Origin of the sequence: Streptomyces coeruleofuscus (assembly GCF_039532725.1) — a bacterium.
In the GTDB taxonomy this organism is placed as follows: domain Bacteria; phylum Actinomycetota; class Actinomycetes; order Streptomycetales; family Streptomycetaceae; genus Streptomyces; species Streptomyces coeruleofuscus.
Window position 1 is genome coordinate 1 of the sequence record NZ_BAAASE010000007.1, and the last position, 12,820, is coordinate 12,820.

The following is a 12,820-nucleotide window of genomic DNA, read 5'->3' on the forward strand; positions in this document are numbered from 1 at the left end:
CGTTCTTCTCCTTCATGACCTTCCTGATCGCGGTCCCGACCGGTGTGAAGTTCTTCAACTGGATCGGCACCATGTGGAAGGGCTCGCTGTCCTTCGAGACACCGATGCTGTGGGCGACCGGCTTCCTGATCACCTTCACGTTCGGTGGTCTGACCGGTGTCATCCTGGCCTCGCCGCCGATGGACTTCCACGTCTCCGACTCGTACTTCGTGGTGGCGCACTTCCACTACGTCGTCTTCGGCACCGTGGTCTTCGCGATGTTCTCCGGCTTCCACTTCTGGTGGCCGAAGTGGACCGGCAAGATGCTGGACGAGCGCCTCGGCAAGATCACCTTCTGGACGCTGTTCATCGGCTTCCACGGCACGTTCCTGGTCCAGCACTGGCTGGGTGCCGAGGGCATGCCGCGCCGGTACGCGGACTACCTCGCGGCCGACGGCTTCACCGCGCTGAACACGATCTCGACGATCAGCTCGTTCCTGCTCGGCATGTCGATCCTGCCGTTCTTCTACAACGTGTGGAAGACGGCCAAGTACGGCAAGCCGGTCGGCGTCGACGACCCGTGGGGCTACGGCCGCTCCCTTGAGTGGGCGACCTCCTGCCCGCCGCCGCGGCACAACTTCCTCACCATGCCGCGGATCCGCAGTGAATCCCCGGCGTTCGACCTGCACCACCCGGAGATCGCCGCCCTCGACCAGCTCGAGAACGTCGGTCACGGCGAGAAGGCCATCGCTGGTGGCAAGGAGGCCGGCAAGTGAAGATCCAGGGCAAGATGTTCATGTGGCTGAGCGTCTTCGTCCTCGCCATGGCGGTCGTCTATGGCGTGTGGTCGAAGGAGCCGGCCGGTACCACGGCCCTCTTCCTGGCCTTCGGCCTGTGCATCATGATCGGCTTCTACCTCGGCTTCACGGCCAAGCGGGTCGACGTCGGTGCGCAGGACAACAAGGAGGCGGACGTCGCGGACGACGCCGGCGAGGTCGGGTTCTTCAGCCCGCACAGCTGGCAGCCGCTCTCGCTGGCCATCGGTGGCGCCCTCGCCTTCCTGGCCATCGCGATCGGCTGGTGGCTGATGTACTTCTCGCTGCCGATCATCCTGATCGGCGTCTGGGGCTGGGTCTTCGAGTACTACCGCGGTGAGAACCGCACCCAGTAGCACGAGCCGAGCGCTTCAGGGGCCCGGACACTCCGCAAGGAGCGTCCGGGCTCCTGCTTTTGCCGCAATACGTGTCACTCGTACGAGTCACCCGGCGTGCCGCAGTTGACGCGGCTTCCTAGCGTGAGGCCATGAGCCACACAGCGATCTCCCGCCCCCGCACCGTCGTCAGCTGCACGCTGCTGGTGATAGCCCTCTGCGCGGGCGTCACCGCCTGCGGCTCGGACGGCAACCCGCTCTCCCACCGCCCCTACGACGCGGCGGACCAGATCTCCTTCAACGCCCCCTCGGAGGGCCGCAAGAAGGCAGACCCGGACAAGCCCCTGGAAGTGGTCGCCGAGGACTCCGACGGGCGCATCACGGACGTCACGGCCTACGACGCCGCCGGACGCTACGTGGCCGGCGAACTCGCCGCCGACGGCGGCCGCTGGCACAGCACCTCGCCGCTCGCCGCCAACGCCAGCTACACGGTCCGCGTGAGCACCGAGAACGAGGACGGGGCGCCCGGCCGCAAGGTCCTCACCTTCGACACCGGCAAGACCACCTCCAAGAAGCGCCTGGACGTCACCTTCGGCCCCAAGGCCGGTACCTACGGCGTCGGCCAGCCCATCACGGCCGAGCTGAGCCAGCCCGTCAAGGACAGATCCCAGCGGGCCGTCGTCGAACGGGCCCTCAAGGTCTCCTCCATGCCCGCCACGGACGGCGCCTGGCACTGGGTGGACGACAAGAAGCTGCACTACCGCCCGAAGGAATACTGGCCCGCACAGGCCACCGTCCAGGTCCGCAGCAACCTGGAGGGCATCAAGATCGGCGACCGGATGCGGGGCGGCAAGGCCAAGCCGCTGACGATCAACACCGCCGACAAGGTCATAGCCGTGACGGACGCCGCGGCACACCAGATGACCGTCTACAAGAACGACGAGATCGTCCGGCAGATACCGGTCACCACGGGCATGCCCGGCTACGACACGCGCAACGGCGTCAAGGTCGTCCTCGCCAAGGAGGGCACCGTCCGGATGACCAGCGCCAGCATCGGCGCCTCCGACTTCTACGACCTGATCGTCCACCACTCCGTGCGGGTCACCAACAGCGGCGAGTACGTCCACGCCGCCCCCTGGTCCGTCGGCTCCCAGGGCTACGCCAACGTCAGCCACGGCTGCACCGGCATGAGCACCGAGAACGCCGCGTGGTTCTACGAGAACATCCGCGAGGGCGACATCGTCAAGGTCATAAACTCCGCCGGCGACACGATGACCCCGTTCGGCAACGGCTTCGGCGACTGGAACCTCGAATGGAAGCAGTGGCGCACGGGCAGCGCCCTGACAGCCGGCACCCCGGAGGGCCCCACACCGGCGGACAGGGCCCGCCTCCGCCCTCAGAGCGCCTGACCCGAGGCAACCGGCAGTCCCGGGCTCCTAGGCGTTCAAAGCCGCCCTCTCCCGCAACAACGAAGCCAGGGCCGCAGCGAACTCCACCGGATCCACCGGCAACGTCACCGCCGACTCCGCCCGGCTCCAGGTCGCCAGCCACGCATCCTGCGGCCGCCCCATGAGCAGCAGCACCGGCGGACAGTCGAACACCTCGTCCTTGATCTGCCGGCAGAGCCCCATGCCCCCCATCGGCACGGCCTCACCGTCCAGCACACAGACGTCGATCCCGCCCCGGTCCAGCTCCTTGACCACCGCACCAGGAGTCGCACACTCCACGAACTCCACCAGTGGAACGTCCGGCGCCGGCCGCCGTCCCGTGGCGAGCCGCACCTGTTCGCGGGTGGTGGAGTCGTCGCTGTAGACCAGCACCGTGGCGGTCGGCTGCATTGTTCCTCCGTGACGTCAGCGTCGTAAGGACAGGCCCGTTGCGCCGGATGCTACTCCCTTGAACACCACGTCAACACCGGTACGACCGGCTTAGACACTCCGAACGGCACCCCCCGGAGTGAGGGCGGGATAAGCGACCGACATAATGTCGGTCGTGGCGACAGCAACGACAGTAGAAACCGGGCACGCGCACCCGTCGGTCAACCGGCCGAACCTCACCAGCGTCGGAACCATCATTTGGCTGAGTTCCGAGCTGATGTTCTTCGCGGCCCTCTTCGCGATGTACTTCACCCTGCGATCGGTGACGGGTCCCGATCACTGGAAGGAGATGGCCGGCCATCTCAACTTCCCGTTCTCGGCGGCGAACACCACCATCCTGGTGCTCTCCTCGCTCACCTGCCAGCTCGGCGTCTTCGCCGCCGAGCGCGGTGACGTGAAGAAGCTGCGGATGTGGTTCATCGTCACGTTCGTGATGGGTGCGATCTTCATCGGCGGTCAGGTCTTCGAGTACACCGAGCTGGTCAAGGACGCGGGCCTGTCCCTGTCCTCCGACCCGTACGGCTCGGTCTTCTACCTGACCACCGGCTTCCACGGCCTGCACGTGACGGGCGGTCTCATCGCCTTCCTGCTGGTCCTGGGCCGGACCTACGCGGCCCGGAGGTTCACCCACGAGCAGGCGACCGCCGCGATCGTCGTGTCCTATTACTGGCACTTCGTCGATGTCGTCTGGATCGGCCTCTTCGCCACGATCTACATGATCAAGTAGCGGGACCGCAGCGCGCGCCCGACGAGGCACGCATCCCAGAAGCACCGACGCAGAAGATCCTGACACCGGGGTAATCCGTGAAAAAGCTCTCCGCACGACGACGCCACCCGTTGGCGGCGGTCGTCGTCCTACTCCTCGCGCTGCTCTTCAGCGGGGGGCTGTACGCCGTGTTCGCACCCACGAGCAAGGCTGAGGCCGACGAAACCGCCCAGTCCCTCACCATCGAGGAGGGCAAGAAGCTCTACTCGGTCGGCTGCGCCAGTTGCCACGGCACCGGCGGTCAGGGCACCTCCGACGGGCCGAGCCTGGTAGGCGTGGGCGCCGCGGCCGTGGACTTCCAGGTGGGCACCGGCCGTATGCCGGCCGCCACCTCCCAGGGCCCGCAGGTCCCCAAGAAGAAGAACATCTACAGCCAGGCCGAGATCGACCAGCTCGCGGCCTACATCGCCTCGCTGGGCGCCGGGCCCGCCATCCCGACCGAGGAGCAGTACGGCCCCCAGGGTGCCGACATCGCCAAGGGCGGTGAGCTGTTCCGCACCAACTGCGCGCAGTGCCACAACTTCACCGGCAAGGGCGGTGCGCTGACGCACGGCAAGTACGCACCGGACCTCGAGGGTGTCTCCCCGAAGCACATCTACGAGGCCATGGAGACCGGCCCGCAGAACATGCCGTCCTTCCCCGGGACCACGCTCTCGGAGGAGAACAAGAAGGACATCATCGCGTACCTGGACGCGGTCAACAGCAGCAAGTCCGAGAGCCCCGGCGGTCTCGAGCTCGGCGGCCTCGGGCCGGTCAGCGAGGGTCTGTTCGGCTGGATCTTCGGTCTCGGCGGGCTGATCGCCGTCGCCGTGTGGGTCGCCGCCCGGACCGCAAAGGCCAAGAAGTCATGAGTAGCCAAGACATTCCCGAAGAGAACCTGCCTGCCGAGCAGTCCGAGCAGACCGCAGGACATGACGAGCACGGGCACGGGGCGCTGAGCCCCGCGGACGAGCACCCGTTCGCCGACCCGGGCCTGCCCCCCCACGAGCACCGGATCCAGGACGTCGACGAGCGGGCCGCCAAGCGGTCCGAGCGCTCGGTCGCCCTGATGTTCACGGTGTCGATGCTGGCCACCATCGCCTTCATCGCCGCGTTCGTGGCGATCCCGGTCGACAGGTCGGTCTACATCTTCCCGCTGGGCCACATCAGCGCGCTGAACTTCGCGCTGGGCATGACGCTCGGCATCGCGCTGTTCTGCATCGGCGCGGGCGCCGTCCACTGGGCCCGCACCCTGATGTCGGACGTGGAGATCGCCGACGAGCGGCACCCGATCGAGGCTGAGCCCGAGGTCCGCGAGAAGGTCTTCGCGGACTTCAAGCAGGGCGCCAAGGAGTCCGCGCTCGGCCGCCGCAAGCTGATCCGCAACACCATGTTCGGCGCGCTCACGCTGGTGCCGCTCTCCGGTGTCGTACTGCTGCGCGACCTCGGCCCGCTGCCCGAGGACAAGCTGCGTCACACGCTGTGGTCCAAGGGCAAGCTGCTCGTCAACATGAACACGAACGAGCCGCTGCGTCCGTCGGACGTCGCGGTCGGTTCGCTGACCTTCGCCAAGCCCGAGGGCCTGGAGGAGCACGACCACGAGTTCCAGAACGAGATCGCCAAGGCCGCCCTGATGATCGTCCGGATCCAGCCGGAGAACATCAAGGACAAGCGCGAGCTCGAGTGGTCGCACGAGGGCATCGTCGCGTACTCGAAGATCTGCACCCACGTCGGTTGCCCGATCTCCCTGTACGAGCAGCAGACGCACCACGTGCTCTGCCCCTGCCACCAGTCCACCTTCGACCTCTCCGACGGTGCCCGAGTGGTCTTCGGTCCCGCCGGTCACGCCCTGCCGCAGCTCCGCATCGGCGTGAACGACGAGGGCTACCTCGAGGCGCGCGGCGACTTCGAAGAGCCCGTCGGCCCTGCTTTCTGGGAGCGCGGATGAGCACTGCACAAGAACGACGCAAGGCGCCCGCGGGTGAGCGGGTCGCCGACTGGGCCGACGGCCGCCTCGGGATCTACTCCCTGGCCAAGGCCAACATGCGCAAGATCTTCCCGGACCACTGGTCCTTCATGCTGGGTGAGATCTGCCTCTACAGCTTCATCATCATCATCCTCACGGGTGTGTACCTGACGCTGTTCTTCCACCCGTCGATGAACGAGGTGGAGTACCACGGCAGTTACGTCCCGCTCCAGGGGCAGCTGATGTCGGAGGCGTTCGCCTCCACGCTGGACATCAGCTTCGACGTCCGCGGCGGTCTGCTCATCCGGCAGATCCACCACTGGGCGGCGATCATCTTCCTCGCCGGCATGTTCGTGCACATGATGCGCGTGTTCTTCACCGGCGCGTTCCGCAAGCCGCGTGAGATCAACTGGCTGTTCGGCTTCCTGCTGTTCGTCCTGGGCATGTTCACCGGTTTCACCGGCTACTCGCTCCCGGACGACCTGCTCTCCGGCACCGGTGTCCGCTTCACCCAGGGCGCGATCCTGTCCGTGCCGATCGTCGGCACGTACATCTCGATGTTCCTGTTCGGCGGGGAGTTCCCGGGTACCGACTTCGTCGCCCGGTTCTACTCGATCCACATCCTGCTGCTGCCCGGCATCATGCTCGGGCTCGTGGTCGGCCACCTGATCCTGGTCTTCTACCACAAGCACACGCAGTTCGCGGGTCCCGGCCGGACCAACAAGAACGTCGTCGGCATGCCGCTGCTGCCGGTCTACGCGGCCAAGGCCGGAGGCTTCTTCTTCCTGGTCTTCGGTGTCATCGCGGCCCTCGCCGGCATCGCGACCGTCAACCCCATCTGGGTGCTGGGCCCCTACCGGCCCGACCAGGTGTCGACGGGTGCGCAGCCCGACTGGTACATGGGCTTCGCCGAGGGTCTGATCCGGGCGATGCCGGGCTGGGAGATCGACTTCTGGGGTCACACGCTCGTCCTGGGCGTGTTCATCCCGCTGGTCCTCTTCGGCCTGTTCCTCGGGATCATCGCCCTCTACCCGTTCATCGAGTCGTGGGTCACCGGGGACAAGCGCGAGCACCACATCCTGGACCGGCCGCGCAACGCCCCGACGCGCACCGGCTTCGGTGTCGCGTGGATCACCGGCTACATGATCATGCTGATCGGCGGTGGCAACGACATCGTCGCCACCCACTTCCACCTGTCGATCAACGCGGTCACCTGGTTCGTCCGGATCGGGTTCTTCGCCGGACCGGTCATCGCGTTCATCATCACCAAGCGCATCTGCCTCGGCCTCCAGCGCCGCGACAAGGAGAAGGTGCTGCACGGCCGCGAGTCGGGCATCATCAAGCGCCTGCCGCACGGTGAGTTCATCGAGGTGCACGAGCCGCTCAGCCAGGAGCAGATGTACACGCTCACGGCGCACGAGCAGTACCAGCCGGTCGAGATCGGCCCGACGGTCGACGAGAACGGTGTCGAGCGCAAGGTGAAGGGCTCCGAGAAGCTGCGCGCCAAGCTCAGCGAGTCCTACTACGGCGAGGGAGCCCAGATCCCGAAGCCGACCGCCGAGGAGTACCGGGAGATCACGAGCGGCCACGGCCACCACTGATCACTGCTTCGCCACGCCACAGAGGGCCCCGTCCGGTGTTCGGACGGGGCCCTTCGCGGTGCCCCGTGGCTGGATAGGGTGGACCTCGTTGAGACTCTCGTCCCGTAGTGCGGGACGCCTGACCCTGGAGCGGCTTATGAGCGCTGTGATCCCCGCTGGAGGCGACACCGCGGCGGGCCGCTCCTGGCCCCTGCTGTTGAACGGTCTGCTGGACCGCCGGGACCTGACCGCCGACGACACCGCGTGGGCGATGGACCTGATCATGCGCGGCGAGGCGACGGACGCGCAGATCGCCGGGTTCGTGGTGGCGCTGCGGGCCAAGGGCGAGACCGTCGAGGAGATCGCCGGCTTCGTCCGGGCGATGTACGAGCACGCGAACGTGATCGAGGTGCCGGGCCCGGCCGTCGACATCGTCGGCACGGGCGGCGACGGGGCGAAGACCGTCAACATCTCCACGATGTCGGCGATCGTCATCGCCGGCACGGGTGCGAAGGTCGTCAAGCACGGCAACCGCGCGGCGTCCTCGGCGTCCGGGGCGTCGGACGTGCTGGAGAAGCTCGGCGTCAATCTGGAGCTGCCGACGCACCGGGTGGCCCAGGTCGCCGAGGACGCCGGGATCACCTTCTGCTTCGCGGCGAAGTTCCACCCGGCGATGCGGCACGCGGGCGCGGCCCGCGGCCAGTTGGGCATCCGGACGATCTTCAACGTCCTCGGTCCGCTGACCAACCCCGCGAAGGTACGCGCCCAGGCCGTCGGTGTCGCGGACCCGCGCATGGCGCCGATCGTCGCGGGCGTCTTCGCCGAGCGCGGCCACTCGTCCCTGGTCTTCCGGGGTGACGACGGCCTCGACGAACTGACCACCACCGCCACGTCCCGGGTGTGGGTCGTCCGCGACGGCAAGGTGACCGAGGAGGCCTTCGACCCGCGTGACGTGGGCATCGAACTCGTCCCCGTGGAGGCGCTGCGCGGCGCGGACGCCTCCTACAACGCGGAGGTCGCCCGCCGTCTGCTGGACGGCGAGACGGGCCCGGTGCGGGACGCGGTCCTGCTGAACTCGGCGGCCGCCCTGGTGGCCCTCGATCCCGGCCCGGGGCCGCTGGCCGAGCAGATCCGTACCGGCATGGCGAAGGCGGCCGAATCGATCGACTCCGGGGCCGCCAAGCGGACCCTGGAGCGGTGGGTGGCGGCGAGCAACGCGTAGCGCCGGGTGTCCCGCGATCCGGACTCGGGTTGCGGGACGCCGATCTTTTCGCGTACGTTCTTGATCAGGTCATGAGTGACAGTCATGAGGCCCCGGCCGACTGTCCGGCAACCCTCCGTCCGTGGCGGGGTGCCCCGGGTGAAGACCAGGCCGCAGGCAGCGAGGTCTGTGGCAAGCGCGTGACGAGGAGTCTCTCGTGAACCAGCGAATGCGATAGGGCCGCAGAGCCCCGCCTCCGCACCCCTCTTTCCTTCACCCCCGCTTGAGCCATGTGCTCGCGGGCGGATCACACCTGACTTCACGGGAGTTCCGTCATGTCCGTCTCCACCCTTGCCACCGTCCCGTCCGTCTGTGCCCCGCTGCCCGTCCTGGGCCGGGACGTCACCGTTCCGCTCGTCACCGGTGGCGAGGTCACCTACGCCGCGCTCGACTACGCCGCCAGCGCCCCGGCGCTCCAGCGGGTCTGGGACGACGTCGCCGCCTACGCGCCCTACTACGGCAGCGTCCACCGCGGGGCCGGGTACCTGTCCCAGCTGTCGACCGACCTGTTCGAGAACGCCCGCCGTACGGTCGCGGAGTTCCTCGACTGCCGGGACGGCGACCAGGTGGTCTTCACCCGGTCCACCACCGACTCCCTGAACCTCCTCGCCTCCGCGCTCCCGGCCGGCTGCCAGGTCTTTGTCTTCGAGACCGAGCACCACGCCGCCCTGCTGCCCTGGCGCGACGCCCGCGTCACCGTCCTCGACGCCCCGCGCGGCCCCCGCCAGGCCGTCGAGACCCTGGAGCGCGCCCTCGCCGGAAGGACTGTGTCCATTGAAGGGGGCCACGGCCCGGCCCTCGTCTGCGTCACCGGCGCCTCGAACGTCACCGGCGAACTGTGGCCCGTACGGGAGCTCGCGGCGGCCGCGCACGCCCATGGCGCCCGGATCGTGCTCGACGCCGCCCAGCTGGCCCCGCACCACCCCGTGTCCGTCAAGGACCTCGATGTCGACTGGGTCGCCTTCTCCGGGCACAAGCTGTACGCGCCCTTCGGCTCCGGCGTGCTGGCCGGGCGGGGCGACTGGCTGCGCGAGGCCGAGCCGTACCTCGCGGGCGGCGGCGCCAGCCGCAAGGTCACCCGGCGCACGGACGGGGGAGTGGACGTGGAGTGGCACGACAGCGCCGCCCGTCACGAGGCCGGCTCGCCCAACGTCATCGGCGCCTACGCCGTCGCCTCCGCCTGCAAGGCGCTGACGGAGGCCGGTTTCGACACGCTCGTCGCCCGCGAGCAGTACCTGGTCGCCAAGGTGCGGGAGGGGCTCGCCGACGTCCCCCAGGTGCGGTTCCTGTCCCTCTTCGGGGACGACGCCCCGCGCGTCGGTGTGCTCTCCTTCGTCGTCGAGGGCTGGAACAGCTCGCACTTCGCCGCCGCGCTCTCCGCCGAGTACGGCATCGGCGTCCGGGACGGGCTCTTCTGCGCCCACCCGCTGGTGCGCACGCTGCTCGGCAGCGACCCGCAGACCCAGGGCGAGTGCGGCGCGCCGGAGGCGGCGCCCGGCGAGAAGTCCCTCAACGCCATCCGGGTCAGCTTCGGCGCGGGCACACCGGACGAGCACGTGGAGCGGTTCGTGCGGGCCGTGCGGGAGCTCGTGACGGACGGGGCGCGGTGGAACTACCGCACGGAGGACGGGCGTTGCGTGCCGGACACCTCCGCCTGAACGGGTTCGGACACCAGAGGTAGCCGGGTGCCGAGGACGATCATCCGCAGGGCGCGTTCCGTGGCGTCGGTGAGCAGTTCGCTCGCACGGAGCAGTGCCTCGGCCAGCTCCATCGGGGCGGGCAGGATGGCGTGGCAGGCGTCCACGCCCGGCACCTCGTGCGCGCCCTCGCCGAGCGTGCCCGCCAGGGCCAGGACCGGGCGGCCGTAGAGCTTGGCCCGGCGGGCCACCTCGGCGGGGACCTTGCCGCGCGGCGTCTGGTGGTCCAGGGCGCCCTCGGCGGTGATCACGAGGTCCGCGCCGGCCAGCCGGGCGTCCAGGTCGAGATGGTCCAGCAGCACGTCGAAGCGGGGGAGGAGACGGGCCCCGAGGGCGGCGAGGCCGGCGCCCAGGCCGCCGGAGGCCCCGGTTCCGGGACCGTACCGGAGATTGGTGTCCGGGACGGCGACGTCACGGGTGAGGACGAAGGCCCAGTTCTCCAGTCCGGCCGACAACTGCTCGACCTGCTCGGGCGTCGCGCCCTTCTGCGGTCCGAAGACCCGGGCCACGCCCCGTTCGCCGCACAGCACGTTGTACGGGTTGCAGGCGACGAGCAGCTCCACGTCCGCCAGGCGGGTGTCCAGGCCCCTCGGGTCGATGCGGTGCAGCCGCGTCAGCTCCCGGCCCCCGAAAGGGAGTTCCTCGCCCTGCTCGTCCAGCAGCCGGGCCCCGAGCGCCTGGAGCGCGCCCGCGCCGCCGTCGGAGGTGCCCGAGTCGCCGCAGCCGACGAGGATCCGCCTCACGCCCCGGTCGAGCGCGGAGCGGATCAGTTCGCCGACGCCGTACGTGGTGGTGGCGCCCGGGTCGCGCAGGTCGCGCGGGACGAGGGACAGGCCCGCGACCGCCGCCATCTCCACGACCGCCGTGTCCCCGGAGCCCAGCACGGCGAAGTGGGCGCCGATGGTCTCCCCGACCGGCCCGGTGGCGGGCACGGTGACGATCCGGCCCCCGGTCGCGGCGGCCAGGGCGACGGCCGTGCCCTCGCCGCCGTCCACCAGCGGGACGAGGTCGAGCTCGGCGCCGGGCAGGACACGGCGTACGCCGGCGGCGATGGCGTCGGCGGCGGCCTCCGCGGACAGGGACTCCTTGAACCCGCTGGGGGCTACGACGACACGGCTGAGCATGGGTGGGTCTCCTTTAACGGGTGACGGAGATGCCGAGCAGCGGCCACACCGCGACGGCGAAGAGCAGCACGAGCGCGGCGGTCAGCGGGGCCAGGAAGGCGGACAGCCGCAGCAGGTCGCGCGGGGTGTAGGTGGGGGTGCCGGGGATCTGCGCGAAGAGCGTGACCGGCTTGGCGGAGGCGGGCAGCGTGTGGCAGAAGCCGGCGGCGGCGGTGGAGGCGAGCGCGGCGGCGACCGGGTTGACGCCGACACCGACGGAGGCGGCCACGACGAGCGGGACCAGGACGGAGGAACGGGCCGAGCGGGACTGGAGGACCAGGTGGGCGGCCGTGCTGACCGCGATCACGACCGCCAGGAACACCACCGGGGCGCCACCCGCCGGCAGCCCGGAGACCAGCCACTTCGCAGCTCCCGAGTCGGTGAGCGCGACGCCCATCGCCATCGTCGCCGCCATGAACAGCAGCAGTGACCAGGGGACGGTCTTCAGCGCGTCCTTCAGGCGCACGGTGCCTAGGGCGGGCGAGGAGGCGATGACGGCGCCGATGAGCGCGACCAGCGCGGGCGGCACGCGGTGCAGGGGCTCGCTGCACCACAGCAGCACCACCGTGGCCATGAGCAGGGCGCAGCGCTTCTCGGCCTGGCTCCAGGGGCCGGTGACCGGCTGCTCGCTGTGCCGCTGGATCTGCTCGGGGGTGATGTGGACCGGGCCGCGGCGGTCCGCCCGCCGGGTCGTCGTCAGCAGGACCAGTTCGGCGGCCAGGTGCGAGGAGGCCACGGCCAGCGGCAGGCCCAGCAGCAGCCACTCCGTGAAGCCGATGTGCTGTCCGGTCGCCTCCCACAGCACCGACACGGTGATCAGATGTGCGCCGGCGCCGATCAGGGTCGCCACCGCCGACAGCAGGATCACGGTCGGGAACAGCAGCGCCAGCATCACGACCAGTCGCTTCCGGTCGGCCAGGACCTTGGCGAGAGCGAGGAACACCGGCAGCGCGAGCGCGGCCCGGCCGGAGGTGGCGGGCACCGCGAACGCCGTGACGACCAGGGCCGCCGTCGTCAGGTGCACGAGCTGCCGCACCGTGCGCGCCCCGCTGACCAGGAACACCGCCGCCCGACCCGCGAGCCCGGTCCGGCTCACCGCGGCCGCCAGCACGAACGCGCAGATCAGCAGCCACACCGTGGCGTCACCGAGCGTGCCGAACAGGGTGTCGCTGCTGATCACGCCGGTCACCGTGAGCGCGAGTCCGGCGCCCAGCGCGATGTAGGTGTCGTCGATCGACGTCCCGATCCAGGCGCAGGTCGCCAGTACGAACACCGCGAGCGTGAAACGGGCGTCGGCGCCGAGTCCCGGGAAGTTCCCGGGGACCGCGAGCAGGAGGCAGACGGTCAGTGCCGCGCACAGGGCGGCGGTGGAGCGGAGGTTCAGCGTCACGTCATCGAGGAT

At 69.5% G+C, this 12,820-nt stretch carries 12 protein-coding genes and 1 riboswitch; of the genes, 9 read left to right on the forward strand and 3 right to left on the reverse strand.

What is annotated here, in order from left to right:
• From ABFX81_RS26295 to ABFX81_RS26305, 3 genes are all read left to right on the forward strand, one after another.
• Positions 1-755, forward strand: a 755-nt coding sequence (locus ABFX81_RS26295) for a cytochrome c oxidase subunit I (RefSeq protein ID WP_346138761.1), incomplete at its 5' end; no start/stop codon positions are given.
• Positions 752-1,150 (forward strand): cytochrome c oxidase subunit 4, encoded by a 399-nt coding sequence (locus ABFX81_RS26300; protein ID WP_086600622.1) that lies wholly within the window; start codon positions 752-754, stop codon positions 1,148-1,150. The genes ABFX81_RS26295 and ABFX81_RS26300, both read left to right, overlap by 4 nt.
• 131 nt (positions 1,151-1,281) lie before the next feature.
• Positions 1,282-2,538: an Ig-like domain-containing protein gene (locus ABFX81_RS26305; protein ID WP_086839581.1), complete on the forward strand. Its 1,257-nt coding sequence runs from the start codon at positions 1,282-1,284 to the stop codon at positions 2,536-2,538.
• 27 nt (positions 2,539-2,565) lie between these two features.
• Here ABFX81_RS26305 and ABFX81_RS26310 read toward each other — a convergent pair whose 3' ends face one another.
• Complete coding sequence (locus ABFX81_RS26310; RefSeq protein ID WP_086839580.1) at positions 2,566-2,967, reverse strand: response regulator; 402 nt, start codon at positions 2,965-2,967, stop codon at positions 2,566-2,568.
• A gap of 145 nt (positions 2,968-3,112) precedes the next feature.
• On the opposite strand from ABFX81_RS26310, the gene ctaE reads away from it, so the two are divergent.
• The 6 genes from ctaE (at position 3,113) to ABFX81_RS26340 (ending at position 10,216) form a co-directional block, all read left to right on the forward strand.
• A complete protein-coding gene (gene ctaE / locus ABFX81_RS26315) occupies positions 3,113-3,733 on the forward strand; it encodes an aa3-type cytochrome oxidase subunit III (protein WP_086600619.1) in 621 nt (206 codons plus the stop codon).
• 77 nt (positions 3,734-3,810) lie between these two features.
• Entirely contained in the window at positions 3,811-4,623 is an 813-nt protein-coding gene (gene qcrC / locus ABFX81_RS26320) for a cytochrome bc1 complex diheme cytochrome c subunit (protein ID WP_086839578.1), read from the forward strand.
• Positions 4,620-5,699: a cytochrome bc1 complex Rieske iron-sulfur subunit gene (qcrA, locus tag ABFX81_RS26325; protein ID WP_086839576.1), complete on the forward strand. Its 1,080-nt coding sequence runs from the start codon at positions 4,620-4,622 to the stop codon at positions 5,697-5,699. The genes qcrC and qcrA overlap by 4 nt, the downstream gene beginning before the upstream one ends.
• Positions 5,696-7,318 (forward strand): cytochrome bc1 complex cytochrome b subunit, encoded by a 1,623-nt coding sequence (gene qcrB / locus ABFX81_RS26330; protein WP_086839575.1) that lies wholly within the window; start codon positions 5,696-5,698, stop codon positions 7,316-7,318. The genes qcrA and qcrB overlap by 4 nt, the downstream gene beginning before the upstream one ends.
• A gap of 136 nt (positions 7,319-7,454) precedes the next feature.
• Positions 7,455-8,519, forward strand: a complete 1,065-nt coding sequence (trpD, locus tag ABFX81_RS26335) for an anthranilate phosphoribosyltransferase (protein WP_086839573.1) — start codon at positions 7,455-7,457, stop codon at positions 8,517-8,519.
• 67 nt (positions 8,520-8,586) lie between these two features.
• Positions 8,587-8,703, forward strand: a riboswitch (SAM riboswitch).
• A gap of 130 nt (positions 8,704-8,833) precedes the next feature.
• Complete coding sequence (locus ABFX81_RS26340) at positions 8,834-10,216, forward strand: aminotransferase class V-fold PLP-dependent enzyme (RefSeq protein ID WP_086839571.1); 1,383 nt, start codon at positions 8,834-8,836, stop codon at positions 10,214-10,216.
• On the opposite strand, the gene ABFX81_RS26345 is transcribed toward ABFX81_RS26340, so the two are convergent.
• Complete coding sequence (locus ABFX81_RS26345) at positions 10,171-11,379, reverse strand: glycerate kinase (protein ID WP_086839569.1); 1,209 nt, start codon at positions 11,377-11,379, stop codon at positions 10,171-10,173. The genes ABFX81_RS26340 and ABFX81_RS26345 overlap by 46 nt on opposite strands.
• A 13-nt stretch (positions 11,380-11,392) precedes the next feature.
• Positions 11,393-12,808 (reverse strand): SLC13 family permease, encoded by a 1,416-nt coding sequence (locus ABFX81_RS26350; protein ID WP_346138763.1) that lies wholly within the window; start codon positions 12,806-12,808, stop codon positions 11,393-11,395.
• Positions 12,809-12,820 lie beyond the last annotated feature (12 nt).